A 16,216-nucleotide genomic window follows, 5' to 3' on the forward strand; every position below is an offset into this window, starting at 1 on the left:
CCGCCGTACGAGGACCGGCACGCGCGTTCCCGCAGCCCCTGCTCAGCCCGGCATACACGCTGGTGAGGTGGTGTCGGTTCCTGCTGCGAGGCGGGGTATTGTGCCAGGTCATGGGAGTGCTGATAGCGGTCGAGGGGCTCGACGGCGCCGGTAAGCGGACGCTGATCGAGCGGGTGGTCGCGGAGCTGCGCGGTCGCGGGCTGCGGGTCGCGACGATGGCCTTCCCGCGCTACCGCGTCTCGGTGCACGCCGACCTGGCCGCCGAGGCGCTGCGCGGCGCGCACGGCGACCTCGCGGGCTCGGTCAGCGGCATGGCGCTGCTGTTCGCGCTGGACCGCGCGGACGCCGCGGACGAGCTGTCGAAGCTGTTGGCCGACAACGACGTTGTGCTTCTCGACCGTTACGTCGCTTCCAACGCCGCCTATTCGGCCGCCCGCCTCGGGCAGTCGGCGGACGGTGAAATCGTGGACTGGGTGGGCGAATTGGAGTTCGGCAGATTCGCCCTTCCCGCTCCGGCGCTGCAAGTGTTGCTGGACGTTCCCGTCGAACTCGCGGCCGAGCGTGCCCGCAGGCGTGGCGAACTCGACGCCGAACGCGCGCTCGACGTCTACGAGCGCGACGGCGGTCTGCAGCACCGCACCGGCGCGGTGTACCGTGAGCTGGCCGAACGCGACTGGCGCGGACCGTGGTGGACATACCGATCCGAGGACGGTCCGGCTACGCTGGCCGCGCGCATCGCCGAAATCGTTGGTCGATAAGGTTGGCTGTGCCGCGGGTTCGCACCAGTGTTGGCGTGGCGGCCCGATCCTGGCCTGGGAGATGACAACATAGTAGTTATGAAGCCGAAGATTCTGGTCGTCGACGACGATATGGCACTCGCTGAGATGCTCACGATCGTCTTGCGCGGGGAAGGGTTCGACCCGCATGTGGTCGGCGACGGCACACAGGCCCTGGCGGCGGTTCGCGAGATCCGCCCCGATTTGGTGCTGCTGGACCTGATGCTGCCCGGCATGAACGGCATCGACGTGTGCCGTGTGCTGCGGGCCGATTCCGGGGTTCCGATCGTGATGCTCACGGCGAAGACCGACACGGTCGACGTCGTGCTCGGTCTGGAGTCCGGCGCCGACGATTACATCGTCAAGCCCTTCAAGCCGAAGGAGTTGGTGGCCCGGGTGCGGGCCCGCCTGCGCCGCACCGAGGAGGAGCCCGCCGAGCTGTTGTCGATCGCCGATATCGTGATCGATGTGCCCGCGCACAAGGTCAGCCGCGGCGGCGCGCAGATCTCGCTGACGCCGCTGGAGTTCGACCTGCTCGTCGCCCTGGCCCGCAAGCCGCGCCAGGTGTTCACCCGTGAGGTCCTGCTCGAGCAGGTCTGGGGCTACCGGCACGCCGCCGACACCCGCCTGGTGAACGTGCACGTGCAGCGGTTGCGGGCGAAGGTCGAGAAGGATCCGGAGAACCCGGAGATCGTGCTGACCGTCCGCGGTGTCGGTTACAAGGCCGGACCGCCGTGATCCATGGCGTCCTCGCGCGTCTGGAACGATCGCTGGCTCCGGTGGTGGCCTGGTTCCAAGCGGTCGGCATTGCCCTAGGCCACCTGTGGCGTCGTTCGCTGCAATTGCGCGTCATCGTGTCGACGCTGACGTTGTCGCTGATCGTCATCACGATCCTCGGTGTCGTGCTGACCAGCCAGATCACCGACCGGCTGCTGGACGCCAAGATCAACGCTGCGGTCGAGGAGATGGACCGCGCGCGCAACACGGTGGAGAGCCAGCTGGCCGGTGTGCACGACATCGGCGCGCAGCCGCAGCGGCTGGAGGAGGCCCGCAACGCGCTGTCCAACCGCGGCGGCAGCGGGCAGTCCACCGGCGCCGCGGGCAGCTTCGTCTCTGCGCTGAGCGTCATCGGCGGTATGCCGCCGCAGCAGATCCCGCGCGGCCCGATCCAGGAAGTGCCCGACGAGCTGCGCCGGTTCGTGCAGCGCAACCAGGTCAGCTACCAGTTCGCCACCGTCGAGGACGCGGATGGCTACAGCGGTCGCGCGCTGATCATCGGCAGCCCGAGCGCCGAGATCCCGACCCTGGAGATCTACCTGATCTTCCCGCTGGCCAACGAGGAGCGCAGCCTGTCGCTGATGCGCGGCACCATGCTGGTCGGCGGCATCGTGCTGCTGGTGCTGCTCGCCGCGATCACCGCGCTGGTGACCAGACAGGTGGTCCTCCCGATCCGTTCCGCCGCCCGGATCGCGGGCCGGTTCGCCGACGGCAGGCTCAAGGAACGCATGCTGGTGCGCGGCGAGGACGATATGGCCCGGCTGGCCCAGGCGTTCAACGAGATGGCCGAGAGCCTGTCCAACCAGATCACCCAGTTGGAGGAATTCGGCAATCTGCAGCGCCGGTTCACCTCCGACGTCAGCCACGAGTTGCGCACGCCGCTCACCACCGTGCGGATGGCCGCCGACCTGATCCACGGCAGCAGCGACGACCTCGATCCAGCCCTCGCCCGCAGCGCCGAGTTGCTGGTGAACGAACTCGACCGGTTCGAGGGCCTGCTCAACGACCTGCTGGAGATCAGCAGGCACGACGCGGGCGTCGCCGAACTCCAGGTCGAATCGCTGGATGTGCGGATGTGCGCGCGGGCCGCGATCTCGACCGTGCGGCACCTCGCCAAGGACGCCGGTGTCGAGATCGTCAGCGACATGCCGGAGGACCCCTTGGTCGCCGAGGTCGATCCGCGCCGGGTGGAGCGAGTGCTGCGCAATCTGCTCGCCAACGCGATCGACCACAGCGAGGGCAAGCCGGTGCTGATCCGGATGCGCGGCGACGCCGAGAGCAACGCGGTCGCGGTCGTCGTGCGGGACCAGGGCGTCGGCCTTCGGCCCGGCGAGGAGAAGCTGGTCTTCAACCGCTTCTGGCGTTCTGATCCGTCTCGCATGCGCCGCTCCGGCGGCACCGGCCTCGGTCTGTCGATCAGCGTGGAGGACGCGAACCTGCACGAGGGCAGGCTCGAAGCGTGGGGCGAGGTCGGGGTCGGCGCCAGCTTCCGGCTGACGCTGCCGCTGGTGCGTGGCAAGAAGCTCGGCCCGAGTCCGCTTCCGCTGGAGCCCGCGCGCAAATCCATGCATGTGGTGGAGCCGGAACCGCCGGTCGATCGTGAGGCGACCGAATCCGAAACGGCGCGACCGGCCGCCGCCGAGCCGGGTGCCGCGCAGGTGACGAACGCCGTGGGGCAAGGCGCGCAGGCGGACGCTGCCGATCCGGTCGGTGTGCCTCCGGCCGGCGTCGAGACCACCGAGCCGGACCCGGTGCGTTCGGAGATCGGGAGCGAGTCGGCCGGGACGGGCAGCGGTGAGCCGGACGCCGCGGAGGCGGAGGGCGGCGCAGCGGCGGAGCCGAGCGCGAGTAGTCGGCCCGCAGCGGCCGAAAGCACGGTGACGCCCACCGACAACGCGCAGGCCGAACAGCAGCCCGCGTCCGGGTCGAATGGCTCGCCCGCGTCGGAGTCGGCGCAGGCCGGGGGCGGCGGTGCGCGCGAACCGGGGGACGTACAGTCATGAGAATGCGTGTCGGATCTGCGCGGATGCGGCGGCTGACCGTGCTGACAGCGGCGGTTCTCGCGGTCGTGATGCCGCTCACCGCCTGTGCCAGCCTGCCCGAGTCGTCCGCGCCGGAGGCGCTGGGCACCATCAATCGCGAGCCCACGTCCGAGGGCCCGCCGCCCCCGGTCGCCAACCGTGATCCGGATCTGCTGCTGCGCGATTTCCTCCAGGCCACCGCCGATCCGGCCAACCGGCATCTGGCCGCCCGGCAGTACATGACGCCCGCGGCCTCCACCCAGTGGGACGACGCGGCGGGCACCGTCATCGTCGAGAAACCCGACACCCTGCGGGAATCGCGCTCCGGCGACAAGGCCAACTATCTGATCCGCGCGCGCAAGGTCGGCGAGCTGTCCGCGGACGGCGGTTACCGGCCCAACGACGACATCCCGTTCGTCGAGAACAAGATCGAGCTGACCAAGATCGACGGCGAGTGGCGCATCGATGAATTGCCCGACGGTGTGGTCATGGACTCCACCGCGTTCTTCAAGTCCTACCGCCGCTACACGCTGTACTTCATCGATCCGAGCGGCAATATGGCCGTGCCGGATCTGCGCTGGCTCGCGGTGCCCAAAGCGCAGCTGACCCAGCGGTTGATCAGTTCGCTGCTGGAGGGGCCGCAGCCCACGCTGTCGTCGGTGCTGCACAGTGAGTTGACGCCGCCGATCGCGCTGCGCGGGACGATCACCAAGGCCAACGGCGACCCCGACGGCGTCGGCATCGGGCTCGGCGGCGTGCGGATCGACTTCGCCGGCGCGTCGGCGCTGAATCCGCGCGAGCGCGAACTACTGGCCGCGCAGGTGGTGCTCACGTTGTCCAGCGCCGACATCCTCGGGCCGTACATGCTGCTCGCCGACGGCAAGCCGCTGGACGAGCGTTTCGCCGCCAACGGGTGGAACGTGGCGGACGTGCAGCAGTTCAATCCGGCCGCCGCCGCCCGCAACCCCATCGGGCTGCACGCGCTGCGCGGCGGCGGGCTGGTGCAGATCGCCGACAACGGCGGTATCACGCCCACGCCCGGCTACTTCGGCGGAGTGAACAATCTGCAGTCCGCGACGCTGTCTCCGGATGGTCAGTTCGTCGCCGCGGTGGCCGAAGCGGGACGACCGCCGGGCGTGCCGTCGCGGACGCTGATGGTCGGCACCTACGGCGGCAACGCTTTTCCGGTGGCCGAGGGCTTCACCATCACCCGGCCCTCGTGGACCGCGGACGGCAGCGCGGCATGGGCGGTGGTCGACGGTGACCGGGTGATCCGCGCGGTCAACGATCGCGGCACCGGAAACGTTTCGGTACAGAACGTCGACATCTCCGGATTGACGGCGGCCTCATCGGCCACGGCGCCCCGGCTACCGATCACCGAGCTGCGCATCTCCCGGACCGGGGTGCGGGCGGCGATGATCGCCGACGGACGGGTCTACGTGGCGGTCGTCGTGCCGCAGCCGGACGGGAAGCTGGCGCTGACCTCGGCGCTGCCCGTCGGTGTCGGGCTCAGCACGGCCGCGGTGTCGGTGGACTGGCTCGACGCGGACACGATCATCATCGCGCGCGAGGGCAATGTCGACCCGGTGAGCACCGTGTCGGTCGACGGCTCGGAGCCGACCCCGCTGACGTCGCAGAATCTCACGGCGCCGGTGCGCTCGGTGAGCGCGAGCCCGGACCACCAGTACGTCGCCGACTCGCGCGCGGTGCTGGAGCTGACCTCCGCGCCGGATCAAGGGCAGCCCTACTGGCGTGAGGTGCCGGGGCTGGGCGCGAACGCCATCCCCGTCCTGCCCGGCTGAGCGGCGACCGGTCGCGAGTACGAAGGAACTCGTGCTCGGCGCGATCGCACGGGAGGTTGCGGCAGCGGTTCGTGCGCGGCGTAAACGGCTTCGCCGCAAGGTATCAACGCTCTGCTAGGCGCAATGTCGTCTGCCTGATCGAGCGAATCTGTCGGAGCGCGGGCGCACACTCGGTCGATGCGAACCTTGCTCGATCTGGTCTTGCCCGCCGCATGCGCGGGCTGCGGGCGTTCCGGAGCCGATTGGTGCGCCGACTGCGCCGTCACGTTGGCCGGTCCGCCGGTACGCGTGTGGCCGCGCAGTGACCCGGGCGTTCCTTGCTGGGCGCTCGGGCCGTATGCCGGGCCCGCGCGCCGGGCAGTGCTCGCCGCCAAGGAAAGAGGACGGCGGGACCTGGCGCTGCCACTCGGCAAGGCGCTCGCGGGCGCGCTCGCCGAGTTGCGTTCGCCGCGCCTGCCCTTGGTGCTGGTGCCCGCGCCGAGCAGGCGCGTGGCCGCGCGGCGCAGGGGCGGCGACCCGGTGCTGCGCTCGGCCTCGGTAGCTACGCGGTGGCTGCCCAACTGCCGAGTGTTGCCTGTGTTGCGGCTGGGGCGCGGGGTGCGTGATTCGGTGGGCTTGACACCCATCGAGCGCGCTCGCAACCTGGAGGGGCGGGTGACCACGGCGCCCGGTCCCGCCGCGGAGTGGGGAATACCGGCGAATGCCGAGGTGGTGCTGGTCGACGACGTGCTGACCACCGGTGCGACGGCCCGCGAGTCGGTGCGCGCGCTACTGGGCGCCGGATTGCCGACACGTGGCGTTCTGGTTACTTGTGCTGCTTGACTCCGGGAAATTTGCGTGAACACTGGCGATCAGCCCGTCGGCGGACTAGCGTCGCGGACACACACCCGAACCGCAAGTTTGGAGGTGGCGCCTCGGACGTCTAGTGCCGAGCAATCGTCGTTCGGCACGGTTCAATCCCGCCGCACTGGAATCGGTCGGTGCGGCCAGATCCGGGAGGTACGCGTGACGACTTCTTCACGACCTTCAGTGAAAGATCCCGCTGCTTCGATGCTGGAGTCCAGCACCAAGGAAGCACTCGAGCAACCCACAGCGGAACGACCACGGGCGCCACGCGGCGACATCGTGGTGAAGGGTCGCAATGTAGAGGTGCCCGATCATTTTCGTATCTACGTCGCGGAAAAACTCTCCCGATTAGAACGCTTCGACCCGTCGATCTTCCTCTTCGACGTCGAGCTGTTCCACGAACGCAACCGGCGCCAGCGCAAGAACTGTCAGCGCGTCGAAATCACCGCGCGCGGAAAGGGTCCCGTTGTGCGGGCCGAGGCTTGCGCGGACAGCTTCTACGCCGCCTTCGAGTCGGTGACCGCGAAGCTGGAGAGCAGGCTGCGCCGCACCAAGGACCGGCGCCGGGTGCACTACGGCGACAAGACGCCGCTGTCGGTCGCCCAGGCCACTGCCGATCTGGTGGACGACTCCCTGTTCGAGCGGCTCGGTGAGTCGAGCGCCGCGCACGCGCACCAGGAGCAGGAGCGGGAGCCGGAGTACGACGCCGGTCCCGGCCACATCGTGCGCACGAAGGTGCACTCGGCGACGCCCATGACCGTCGACGACGCCCTGTACCAGATGGAACTCGTCGGCCACGATTTCTTCTTGTTCCAGGACAAGGAGACCGACCGGCCGTCGGTGGTCTACCGCCGCCATGCGTTCGACTACGGCCTGATCCGCCTGGCCTGACCACATCGAAACCGCACGTTCCCCCTTCTCCGGGCATTCGGCTCACCTACCGGATGTCCGGAGAATTTCGTCGGGGCGAGGTTACCGCCGCCGGTCGCGGAAGAACGTGCGGTGCAGCAGCGAATCGCGGCGCGGTGGGCGCATGGCGTGCAGCATCACCATGTCGGCGAACGTTTCCGCGTCGCGCTCGCGCATGGTTCCGTAGTCGGTGCGGCCGAGCACGTGGGCGATCGACTCTGGCGAGATCGAGGGCAGCAGGTCGGCGACCGCCGCCACCGTCGGGGTGCTGGTGGTCGGCTCACCGGGCCGGTGCTGCTCCGGGCCGTGCCCGAGCAGCATGTGCCCCAGTTCGTGCACGATGATGTGCTCGGCGTGCCATTCGGTGGTGTCGGCGCCGTAGACGATGACGTCGCTGTCCTGCTTCGCGATCCACAGACCGCTGCCCGTGCCGCAACCGGTGCCCGCCAGTAGGGCGGTGTCGATCGGCCACAGGCTGATGCTGCGACCGCGGTGCTCCGCGACGGCATCGAGATAGGCCTGCAGATTCCATGGGTGGGGTATCGGGAGGTCCCGGGTCAAGCTCCGGAACCGGGCCTGGATGGCCATGTGATCGGTCTCCTACAAAAGCTCAGTGGCCCATGTAGAGAAGCATGCTACCGACTCGGCGGCACCGACCCTTCCGTGCTCTGGATGATCTTGGCGAGCATGGCCCGATCGATGTTCGAACCGCGCAGCGCGATGCTGGCGACGTTCGCGTCGCGCATGGTGGCGAGCAGTTCGAGTTCGCGGTCGATCGCCTCCGCCGCGGGGCCGCGGGTGAGCAGGTAGTCGGCGGCGACGCCGAAGCTGCGCGCCACCGCGCCCAGGATGTCGGCATCCGCCGCGGCGCAGGCGTCGCGGTCGTCGAACTCGCCGTCGCGCAGGCGCGCGAGGTAACCGGGCGGCACCGGGCGGCCGAGGATCTCACCGGCCTGCCGGGCGACGGATTCGGTGCTGCGCTCCGGAGCGTCGCGCGGATGCACGACGGCGAACAACCGGTTGATCTTGCGGCTGAGGGTGAGTTCCGTGGAGTTCGGTCCCTGGTCGGTCATGGTTGCCTCGTCACTCGCCGTTTCCGAACGCGGGCGGGGCCATATTGGCCGCCAGCCAGCGTGCGCGGAACCGAGCTTCGGTCGCCGCATCGATATCCTCCGATCGGCCGGCCAGCCAGCGGCGGTACCGGCGTTCCTGTAGCTCGTCGGGATCGCTGGCCGCCGCGGGGACCGCGAGCAGGTGCGCGAAGGCCATCTCCACCAGCGGGTGCAATTGCCTGCCCGGTCCGCCGTTGCGTTCCAGCATGGCGGTCGCGTACCGCGCCGACAGCTTGGAGACCACTCGGTTGAGCTCCGCGATCGCGGCGACCACCTGAGGGTCGGTGGTGCGACCGTGTTCGACGGCGTCGTTGAGCCTGCCCGACGCCGCGAGCAGCCCGGTCAGGTCGGAGATCTCGAAGCGGATCGCGTCCGGACCGGCCACCACCGAGTCGCCCGCGCCGCGCGCGGCGTTCGCGGGTTCGTCGGCGGCGGGGACGCCGCCGGCATAGGTGCGTGCGGCGCTGCCCGGCAGCCATCGCAGCGGCGCGTCGAGCTTGTTCAGCGTCTGCATGCTGATGGTCGCCTCGCCGTCCTCGATCTTCCGGATGGTCGGCGCCGAAGGTCCCCCGAGGTCGCCGATCTGTAGCTGGGTGAGGCCGAGCTCGTCCCGGCGTTCTTTGATGATTCGCCCGAATCTCTTCTGCCGCGACAGCTCCGAAGGGCTATGCATAGTGGGTTCATGGTAAGCCGATGGGAGGTATCAGGCAAACCAATAGAAACTATTTGGAAAATCGGTCGAAAGTTTGTTACGGTTCTTTCCGTCGGATGACGGAGTGCATGCGACGGTTCCGGGACGGGCAGGGGCGTTCGCCGGGACGGACGTCTCGGTCCGGCGCGCAACGGCGCGCGGCGGACCGGTCAGCGGCGGTGGAGGGGATCGCCGCTGTGTCGGGGGTTCACCGTCGGCGAAGGGGGTCGACGGTGAACTTACTTTGCAGTAAGTTTGGTGGACGTAGGCTTTCGAAAGGAAATCGCATGGCCACCAAAGCCGCTCGCCGTGCCGTGATCGTGTCCGGTGCCCGCACGCCGTTCCTGCGCGCGTTCACCGGATACACCCGAATGGATTCCATCGCGCTCGCCGATGCCGCGGTCCGGGGACTGCTGGAGCGCACCGGGCTGCCCGGCACGCAAGTGGAGGCGATCGTCTGGGGCGGGGTCATCCTGCCCGGCGCGGCGCCGAACATCGCCCGCGAGATCGCGCTCGACCTGCGGCTGGATCCTGGCTGCGAGGGCTACACGGTGACCAGGGCCTGCGCCTCCGGCTTACAGGCCGTCACCTCGGCGGCGGCCGCGATCGAGCGCGGCGAATACGACATCATGATCGCGGGCGGCAGCGATTCCACCTCGAACGCCGAAGTCAAACTGCCGCAGAAGGTGGTACACGCGGCGGCTCCGCTGGCTCTGGGCAAGCCGAAGCCGAAGGACTACCTGTCCGCGGTCGCGCGCCTTGCGCCGTTCACCGACCTGCTGCCGAGCCGGCCCAAGATCGCCGAACGCACCACCGGCGAGGTCATGGGCGAGTCGGCCGAGAAAATGGCTCGCATCCACGGCGTGAGCCGCGCGGATCAGGACGAGTTCGCCGCACGCTCACATCACCGCGCGGCGGCCGCCATCGAGTCCGGCCGGTTCGACGACGAGGTGCTGCGGGTTCGCACCCCCGAAGACGTGGAGATCCTGCGCGACGGCTTGGTGCGCGGCGACACCAGCCTCGCCAAACTGGCCGCGCTGAAGCCGGTTTTCGCCGCCGACGGCAGCGTGACCGCGGGCAACGCCAGCCCCCTCACCGACGGCGCCGCCGCGGTGCTGCTGATGAGCGAGGAGAAAGCGCACGCCCTCGGATACCGGCCGCTGGCGGCGTTCCGGTCGTGGAGCTACGTGAGCGTCGACCCGGCCGATCAGGTGCTGATCGGGCCGGCCATCTCGATGCCACGCGCGCTGGAGAAGGCCGGAATGTCCTTGGGCGACGCCGATCTGGTCGATATCCACGAGGCCTTCGCCGCCCAGACTCTGGCGGTGCTGACCGCGCTGGCCAGCGACGAATGGGCCAAGACCCGGCTGGATCGCGACACGGCCGTCGGCGAGGTGGACATCGACAAGTTGAACGTGCACGGCGGCTCGATCTCGCTCGGCCACCCGTTCGGCGCCACCGGGGCGCGCATGGTGACCACCATGGCCAACGAACTCGCGCGCACGGGAAAGAACACGGCCTTGCTCGGTATCTGCGCCGCGGGCGGCATCGGCGCGTCGGCGGTGCTCGAACGGGTCTGAGGCGGCGCGTGCGCCCCTGTCCCGCCGGGGCCTCGGTCAGGCCTTGCCCCGCCGCTTGCGTCCCTCGTCGGCCAGGATGCGCAGACAGGTCTGGTGCTTGGTCTCGCCGGGGATGCCTTCCCGGCGCAGGCGCAGCGTCGCCTGTGCCAGATCGATGCCCAGCTCGCTCGACAGCCGAACAGCATCGACATTGGCCATTGCACAAACCTCCTGGAACGACGAAACCACGATGAAGAGCACTGCGTCAGAGGCAGTTTCGCCCTTGTCGTACCCAGTGGGGATCCGATTGAACCATGAACGATCCACACAGTTGGGTAACGATGCGCGACCGGGGCCGCCGCGCGGTCAGCCGCGATAGGTCTCGCGGTGCACCGCGTCCGTGAGCGGTCTGCCCGCGCGCCAGCCGAAGCGCTCCAGGTCGGGAACGCGCTGGAACTCGCGCACCGGCCCGACGCACAGCCAGGCCACGGTGCGGACGTTCCGCGGCAGGCCGATCAGATCGGAGAGGAAACCGGGATCGTAGAACGACACCCATCCCACGCCGATGCCTTCCGCGGTGGCGGCCAGCCACAGATTCTGGATGGCGAGAACCGCCGAGTAGACACCGGTTTCGGGCACCGTGGCCCGGCCGAGCACCTGCGGTCCGCCGCGATCGTGGTCATAGCAGACCACCACCCCGGTACCGCTCTCCAGAATGCCCTCGATCTTGATCGGCTCGAAGGTGGCGGCGCGCTCGGGCGGCAGCGCGTCGCGGAACTCGAGGCGCTTGCCTGCCACGTGATCGGCGAACTTGCGCAGCGTCGCCGGATCGCGGACCACCACGAAATCCCATGGCTGCGAATTGCCCACGCTCGGCGCCCGGTGCGCGGCGTCCAGCAGCCGCCACAGTGTCGCGTCCTCGACCAGTTCGCCGGTGAACTCCGCGCGTACGTCGCGGCGGCGCCGGATGGCCTCGTAGACACTCAGAACCTCAGCATGCACCGCCCGAGTCAATCAAACCCGGCGAACTCACCGCGCACGGCGTCGGCCGCGCGGGACGTGGAACTCAGCGCGCCGCGGCCACGCCGCGCCGGGCGAGCCTGCGCCGTCCGTTGGCCAGCGCGGTGCGCAGACCGCGGCGACGGCCGGTCACCGGGTCGATGGTGGCCGTGGTGCGGCCGCCGAACTTGCGCTCGGAGGCGGTCTCCGGCGCGTCGTCGGCGGTGGCCCGCAGGTACTTGTTCGGCAGCGACAGCTTGAGAATGGTGCGCCACGCCTTGAAGTACTGCACCGGCAGCGAGCCGGTGGTGTAGGGCAGGTCGTACTTGTCGGCCAGCTCGCGCACCCGCACGGCGATGTCGGCGTACCGGTTGCTCGGCAGGTCGGGGAACAGGTGGTGTTCGATCTGGTGGCTCAGATTGCCGGTCATGAAGTGCATGACCGGGCCGCCGGAGATGTTCGCGCTGCCGAGCATCTGGCGCAGATACCACTCGCCCTGCGTTTCGCCGTCGATGTCGGCCTTGGTGAACTTCTCCGCGCCGTCGGGGAAGTGCCCGCAGAAGATCACCGCGTTGGACCACACGTTGCGGATGGCGTTCGCGGCCAGGTTGGCCGTCAGCGTGGAGAAGAACGCGCGACCGGTGAGGGCGGGGAAGATCACGTAGTCCTTGAGGACCTGCTTGCCCATCTTGGTGAGCGCTTCGTCACGCCTGCGCTCGAAGTCGGCGCGCTCGGGGGTGCCCGGCTTGTACCGGCCCGCGACCAGCTTGCCCAGCTCCAGGTGCTGGATCGCGACGCCGTATTCGAAGAACAGCTGCAACACCAGGTTGTAGACCGGGTTGCCCAGGTTGAACGGCTTCCAGCGCTGGTCGCGGGTCACCCGCAGCAGGCCGTAGCCGATGTCGTCGTCCATGCCGAGCACATTGGTGTACTTGTGGTGCAGGTAGTTGTGGGTGTGCTTCCAGTGCTTGGCCGCGCCGGTGTTGTCCCATTCCCACGAACTGGAGTGGATCTCCGGATCGTTCATCCAGTCCCACTGCCCGTGCATGACGTTGTGCCCGATCTCCATGTTCTCGATGATCTTGGCGGTGCTGAGCAGGGCGACGCCCGCCAGCCACGCCGGGCGCTTGGGACTGGCGAAGAGCACCGCCCGGCCACCGATCTCGAGAGCGCGCTGCAACCGGATGACGTTGCGGATGTACTTCGCGTCGCGCGCGCCGCGCGAGGCTTCGATTTCCCGCCGGATCGCGTCGAATTCCGCGCCGAGTGCTTCCACGTCGGCCTCGGTGAGATGCGCGTATTCCTTGACATCCGAGATCGCCATACGGGTTACCTTACCGTAAGTTACGACAGCGTAGGTTCCGAGATCTGGCTTGGAGATGTGTCAAATACCCTATTGCGATACCGAGGCTCGACTGGTACGTTAGCGCACCCTTCGCTGGAAGCGAAAACGCCTGTCGCGCTTGGCTTTCTCGCGCAGCGCCGCTTGTTCGTGGCGGGCGCGCTCCTGGAGCGCGAGCTTGGCATCGCGCAGGACCTGCCGCTCGTGTTCGGCCTTCTCCTGCAGGGCCGCTTTGGCCTCGCGGAGCATCTCTTTCTCCTGCCGCGCCTTCTCGCGCAGCACGATCTTCGCCTCGTGCAGCGCCGAACGCAGACCGCGCCGCTTGCCGGTCTCCGGATCGACGCGCAGCCAGTGGGTGGACTCCGTGCCGCGTGACGGCAGCGTGATGCCGGCGAACTTGCGTTCCGACGAGGTCTCCGGCGCGTTGTCGGCGGTGGCCTTGAGGAAGCGGTCCGGCAGCGCCAGCTTGTGGATCGTGCGGAAGGCCAGCAGATACTGCTTGCCCAGCGACCCGGTGGTGTAAGGCAGGTCGTACTTGTCGCACAGCTCGCGCACGCGCACCGCGATCTCCGGATACCGATTGCTCGGCAGATCGGGGAACAGGTGGTGCTCGATCTGGTAGCAGAGGTTGCCGCTCATGAACGCCATGGCGGGCCCGGCCTTGAAGTTCGCGCTGCCGAGCATCTGGCGCAGATACCACTCGCCGCTGGTCTCGTTCTCCAACTGCTCGATGGTGAACTTCTCCGCGCCGTCGGGGAAGTGGCCGCAAAAGATCACCGCGTACGCCCACAGGTTGCGCACCAGGTTCGCCGTCGCGTTGGCCTTCAACGTGTGCTTGAACGCAGGACCGGTGAGCGCGGGGTGGATGAGAAAGTCCTTGGCCACCTGACGGCAGATCTTGCGCGCGAATGCCCTGTTCGGCTCCGAGGTCAGGTGCCAGCGCGGCGTGTTCGACAGCTCCTTCTCGATGCTCCAGTCGTGCAGCGCGATGCCCCACTCGAAGGTCGCGGCCAGCAGCAGATTCGCCAGCGGCTGCACCAGGTGGATCGGCCGCCACTGCTCGTCGCGGGTCATCCGCAGGATGCCGAACCCGAGATCCTCGTCCTTGCCCAGGACGTTGGTATAGGTGTGGTGGGAGTAGTTGTGCGCCCGGCGCCACTGCGCGGAGGGACCCGTCATGTCCCACTCCCAGGAGCTGGAGTGGATCTCCGGGTCGTTCATCCAGTCCCATTGCCCGTGGCTGACGTTGTGCCCGAGCTCCATGTTCTCGATGATCTTGGCCACCGACAGCAACGCGGTGCCGGTCAACCAGGCCCAGCGGTTGCGGCTGCCGAACAGCACTACCCTGGCGGCTACCTCGAGACCGCGTTGCGCTGCGATCGCGCGCCGGATGTATTTCGCGTCGCGCTCGCCACGGGACAGCTCCACCGAACGCCGGATGGAATCGAGTTCCTGGCCCAGTGTCTCGATATCGGTCGCCGTGAGGTGGGCGAAGGTCTTGATGTCGGTGATGGCCACCGGGGTCCTTTCCCTACTCGATACACCTCGAGGGTACCTGGCGGACTACACGTCCAGGGTGCAGTCGCCCGCCGCGGCCGAGATGCAGGTCTGCACCTTGTCGCCTTCGCGGCGCTCCTCACCGTTGCGCAGGTCGCGCGCGTGCCCGGAACTCAAGGTGACCACGCAGGTCTGGCAGATGCCCATCCGGCAGCCGAACGGCATCTGAACGCCCGCCGACTCGCCTGCCTCGAGCAGGCTGGTCGCGCCGTCGGCGGCGACGGTGCGGCCGGTCTTGCCGAAGGTGACCGTGCCGCCTTCGCCGACCGCGGAGCGCTCGATCTCGAACCGCTCCACGTGCAGCCGGTCCGACAGGCCTGCCTCGCGCCAGTGCTGCTCGATCTCGTCGAGCATCCCGGCCGGGCCGCAGGCCCAGGTCTGGCGCTCGCGCCAGTCCGGGAACTCGGTGTCGAGATCGGCGAGGGCGAACTTGCCCCGCTCTGCGGTGAGATGCAGCCGGGTGTCGAAGCCCGCATTGCGCTCGTGCAGCTCGGCCAGTTCCGCACCGAACATCACGTCGTCGGCGGTGCGGGCCGAATGCAGGTGCGCCACGTCGGTGAACACCTCGCGACGGTCCATCGCGCGCAGCATGGACATCACGGGGGTGATGCCGCTGCCCGCGGTGAGGAACAGCACTTTCCGCGGCGGCGGGTACGGCAGCACGAAGCCGCCTTGCGGCGCGGCCAGCCGGACGATGGTGCCGACCGGAACGCCGCTGACCAGATGGCTGGACAGGAAGCCCTCCGGCATCGCCTTCACGGCGATGGAGATCAGCCGCTTGCCGCCGTGGCCGGGGTCGGACCAATCCGGCGGGCAGGTCAGCGAGTACGAGCGCCAATGCCAGCGGCCGTCGACCAGGATGCCGATGCCGATGTACTGGCCGGGCTGGTATTTGAAGTCGAAACCCCAGCCCGGCTGGATCACCAGCGTCGCGGAGTCGGCGGTCTCCTTGCGCACCTCGACGATGCGCCCGCGCAGCTCGCGCGCCGACCACAGCGGGTTGGCCAGGTGCAGGTAGTCGTCGGGCAGCAACGGTGTGGTCACCCGCGCCACGGCGCCGCGCAGCACGTTCAGCTTGCCGCCGCGCTCCGCGACACTCGCGGCAGGCGCCTCCAGCCACGCGCGGACACTTCGCACGGAGAAGCTCCCAATTTTCGAACCCATCGCTGCCGTTGGTCTCCCTGTCGTCGGATGCGCGGGCCGCCGACTCGCCGATCGGAGGCCCTCGCCAGCAAGGTTACGGCATCGTAGGTTACGGCGGTGGGCCAGTGGCGCGCCCACCGTCGCGATTCACAGCAGCTCGAGCAGAAACGGCAGCTCCTGGGCCGCGTACCAGGCCAATTGATGGTCCTCGGCGTCGCCGAGGACGAACTCCGCGTCGGTGTCGCCGAGATCGGCGGCGTCCACCACGTCGACGGCCTTGGCCACCTGAGGTTCGGCGTCGGCCAGGTCGACGTGCACGGAGGCGATCTGCTGGTAGCCGATCGGGCCCGCCAGCCGGACCACCGCGTCGTCGAGGTCGGGTCGCAGCTTCGCGCCGGTCACGTCGGCGGCGATGACCGCACGGCGGTAGACCGGGCTGCCGCCCGCGACCGGCGCGTCCTCGTCGCCGGCCTCCTGCGAGACCGCATCGCGTTCGGCGGCGAGCAGTCGCAGTGAAGCGCGCGCGGCCTCGTTCATGGCGACTTCCCCGAGTTCCTCGTCGTCGCCGGAGGCGTAGGCCTCGCGCAGCGTGGGCGTCACCGCGAACGCGGTCCCGCCGACGGCAGCCAGTTCCCGGTTGTCGACCAGCTCGCGCAGCATCGGCACCGTAGCCGGGATGTAG

General features: G+C 68.8%; 16 protein-coding genes. 7 read left to right on the forward strand and 9 right to left on the reverse strand.

Going from position 1 to position 16,216, the window contains the following annotated elements; genetic code table 11:
- The first annotated feature begins 110 nt into the window (after positions 1 to 110).
- The 6 genes from ACH49X_RS29925 (at position 111) to hpf (ending at position 7,113) form a co-directional block, all read left to right on the forward strand.
- Entirely contained in the window at positions 111 to 758 is a 648-nt protein-coding gene (locus ACH49X_RS29925) for a dTMP kinase (RefSeq protein WP_195082028.1), read from the forward strand.
- A gap of 78 nt (positions 759 to 836) precedes the next feature.
- Positions 837 to 1,514, forward strand: coding sequence for an MtrAB system response regulator MtrA (gene mtrA / locus ACH49X_RS29930; protein ID WP_039800350.1), 678 nt, complete (start codon positions 837 to 839; stop codon positions 1,512 to 1,514).
- A complete protein-coding gene (gene mtrB / locus ACH49X_RS29935) occupies positions 1,511 to 3,556 on the forward strand; it encodes an MtrAB system histidine kinase MtrB (protein ID WP_397071465.1) in 2,046 nt (681 codons plus the stop codon). Before mtrA ends, mtrB begins: the two co-directional genes overlap by 4 nt.
- On the forward strand, positions 3,553 to 5,376 hold the full coding sequence (gene lpqB, locus ACH49X_RS29940; RefSeq protein ID WP_357207844.1) for an MtrAB system accessory lipoprotein LpqB: 1,824 nt from the start codon (positions 3,553 to 3,555) through the stop codon (positions 5,374 to 5,376). The genes mtrB and lpqB overlap by 4 nt, the downstream gene beginning before the upstream one ends.
- Before the next feature lie 177 nt (positions 5,377 to 5,553).
- The gene (locus ACH49X_RS29945; protein WP_357207846.1) at positions 5,554 to 6,198 is read left to right on the forward strand and encodes a ComF family protein; all 645 of its coding nucleotides are present in this window, start codon (positions 5,554 to 5,556) and stop codon (positions 6,196 to 6,198) included.
- Between the two features lie 228 nt (positions 6,199 to 6,426).
- Entirely contained in the window at positions 6,427 to 7,113 is a 687-nt protein-coding gene (gene hpf, locus ACH49X_RS29950) for a ribosome hibernation-promoting factor, HPF/YfiA family (protein WP_195082025.1), read from the forward strand.
- A gap of 81 nt (positions 7,114 to 7,194) precedes the next feature.
- Here hpf and ACH49X_RS29955 read toward each other — a convergent pair whose 3' ends face one another.
- From ACH49X_RS29955 to ACH49X_RS29965, 3 genes are read right to left on the reverse strand one after another with little or no spacing between them, the layout of a single operon-like run.
- Positions 7,195 to 7,719 (reverse strand): hypothetical protein, encoded by a 525-nt coding sequence (locus ACH49X_RS29955; protein ID WP_195082024.1) that lies wholly within the window; start codon positions 7,717 to 7,719, stop codon positions 7,195 to 7,197.
- Between the two features lie 47 nt (positions 7,720 to 7,766).
- Positions 7,767 to 8,204 carry a hypothetical protein gene (locus ACH49X_RS29960; RefSeq protein ID WP_195082023.1) on the reverse strand — a complete coding sequence of 146 codons (438 nt, stop codon included), beginning with the start codon at positions 8,202 to 8,204 and terminating at the stop codon, positions 7,767 to 7,769.
- A 10-nt stretch (positions 8,205 to 8,214) separates the two neighbouring features.
- Positions 8,215 to 8,916, reverse strand: a complete 702-nt coding sequence (locus ACH49X_RS29965) for a multiprotein-bridging factor 1 family protein (RefSeq protein ID WP_195082022.1) — start codon at positions 8,914 to 8,916, stop codon at positions 8,215 to 8,217.
- A gap of 305 nt (positions 8,917 to 9,221) precedes the next feature.
- On the opposite strand from ACH49X_RS29965, the gene ACH49X_RS29970 reads away from it, so the two are divergent.
- Positions 9,222 to 10,514 (forward strand): acetyl-CoA C-acyltransferase, encoded by a 1,293-nt coding sequence (locus ACH49X_RS29970; protein ID WP_195082021.1) that lies wholly within the window; start codon positions 9,222 to 9,224, stop codon positions 10,512 to 10,514.
- A 36-nt stretch (positions 10,515 to 10,550) separates the two neighbouring features.
- Here the strand turns inward: ACH49X_RS29970 and ACH49X_RS29975 are convergent, their stop codons facing one another.
- From ACH49X_RS29975 to ACH49X_RS30000, 6 genes are all read right to left on the reverse strand, one after another.
- Positions 10,551 to 10,712 carry a hypothetical protein gene (locus ACH49X_RS29975; RefSeq protein ID WP_157111850.1) on the reverse strand — a complete coding sequence of 54 codons (162 nt, stop codon included), beginning with the start codon at positions 10,710 to 10,712 and terminating at the stop codon, positions 10,551 to 10,553.
- Positions 10,713 to 10,859: 147 nt separating this feature from the next.
- Positions 10,860 to 11,480 (reverse strand): 5,6-dimethylbenzimidazole synthase, encoded by a 621-nt coding sequence (bluB, locus tag ACH49X_RS29980; RefSeq protein ID WP_195082146.1) that lies wholly within the window; start codon positions 11,478 to 11,480, stop codon positions 10,860 to 10,862.
- A 79-nt stretch (positions 11,481 to 11,559) separates the two neighbouring features.
- Positions 11,560 to 12,816: a fatty acid desaturase gene (locus ACH49X_RS29985; RefSeq protein ID WP_195082020.1), complete on the reverse strand. Its 1,257-nt coding sequence runs from the start codon at positions 12,814 to 12,816 to the stop codon at positions 11,560 to 11,562.
- Positions 12,817 to 12,915: 99 nt separating this feature from the next.
- Positions 12,916 to 14,352, reverse strand: coding sequence for a fatty acid desaturase (locus ACH49X_RS29990; protein WP_195082019.1), 1,437 nt, complete (start codon positions 14,350 to 14,352; stop codon positions 12,916 to 12,918).
- 45 nt (positions 14,353 to 14,397) lie between these two features.
- On the reverse strand, positions 14,398 to 15,555 hold the full coding sequence (locus ACH49X_RS29995) for a ferredoxin reductase (RefSeq protein ID WP_195082018.1): 1,158 nt from the start codon (positions 15,553 to 15,555) through the stop codon (positions 14,398 to 14,400).
- Positions 15,556 to 15,681: 126 nt separating this feature from the next.
- Positions 15,682 to 16,194 (reverse strand): DUF6912 family protein, encoded by a 513-nt coding sequence (locus tag ACH49X_RS30000; protein ID WP_397071490.1) that lies wholly within the window; start codon positions 16,192 to 16,194, stop codon positions 15,682 to 15,684.
- Positions 16,195 to 16,216: the final 22 nt, after the last annotated feature.

It is taken from the genome of Nocardia sp. NPDC019323 (assembly GCF_044389845.1).
Lineage (GTDB): Bacteria > Actinomycetota > Actinomycetes > Mycobacteriales > Mycobacteriaceae > Nocardia > Nocardia implantans.

Excerpts from the sequence above, each read along its gene's own strand:
- ACH49X_RS29955 (WP_195082024.1), bottom strand. The coding sequence starts at position 7,719 with ATGGCCATCCAGGCCCGGTTCCGGAGCTTGACCCGGGACCTCCCGATA.
- lpqB (WP_357207844.1), top strand. The coding sequence starts at position 3,553 with ATGAGAATGCGTGTCGGATCTGCGCGGATGCGGCGGCTGACCGTGCTG.
- ACH49X_RS29965 (WP_195082022.1), bottom strand. The coding sequence starts at position 8,916 with ATGCATAGCCCTTCGGAGCTGTCGCGGCAGAAGAGATTCGGGCGAATC.
- ACH49X_RS29995 (WP_195082018.1), bottom strand. The coding sequence starts at position 15,555 with ATGGGTTCGAAAATTGGGAGCTTCTCCGTGCGAAGTGTCCGCGCGTGG.
- ACH49X_RS29985 (WP_195082020.1), bottom strand. The coding sequence starts at position 12,816 with ATGGCGATCTCGGATGTCAAGGAATACGCGCATCTCACCGAGGCCGAC.
- ACH49X_RS30000 (WP_397071490.1), bottom strand. The coding sequence starts at position 16,194 with ATGCTGCGCGAGCTGGTCGACAACCGGGAACTGGCTGCCGTCGGCGGG.
- ACH49X_RS29925 (WP_195082028.1), top strand. The coding sequence starts at position 111 with ATGGGAGTGCTGATAGCGGTCGAGGGGCTCGACGGCGCCGGTAAGCGG.
- ACH49X_RS29960 (WP_195082023.1), bottom strand. The coding sequence starts at position 8,204 with ATGACCGACCAGGGACCGAACTCCACGGAACTCACCCTCAGCCGCAAG.
- ACH49X_RS29945 (WP_357207846.1), top strand. The coding sequence starts at position 5,554 with ATGCGAACCTTGCTCGATCTGGTCTTGCCCGCCGCATGCGCGGGCTGC.
- mtrA (WP_039800350.1), top strand. The coding sequence starts at position 837 with ATGAAGCCGAAGATTCTGGTCGTCGACGACGATATGGCACTCGCTGAG.
- hpf (WP_195082025.1), top strand. The coding sequence starts at position 6,427 with ATGCTGGAGTCCAGCACCAAGGAAGCACTCGAGCAACCCACAGCGGAA.
- ACH49X_RS29975 (WP_157111850.1), bottom strand. The coding sequence starts at position 10,712 with ATGGCCAATGTCGATGCTGTTCGGCTGTCGAGCGAGCTGGGCATCGAT.
- ACH49X_RS29970 (WP_195082021.1), top strand. The coding sequence starts at position 9,222 with ATGGCCACCAAAGCCGCTCGCCGTGCCGTGATCGTGTCCGGTGCCCGC.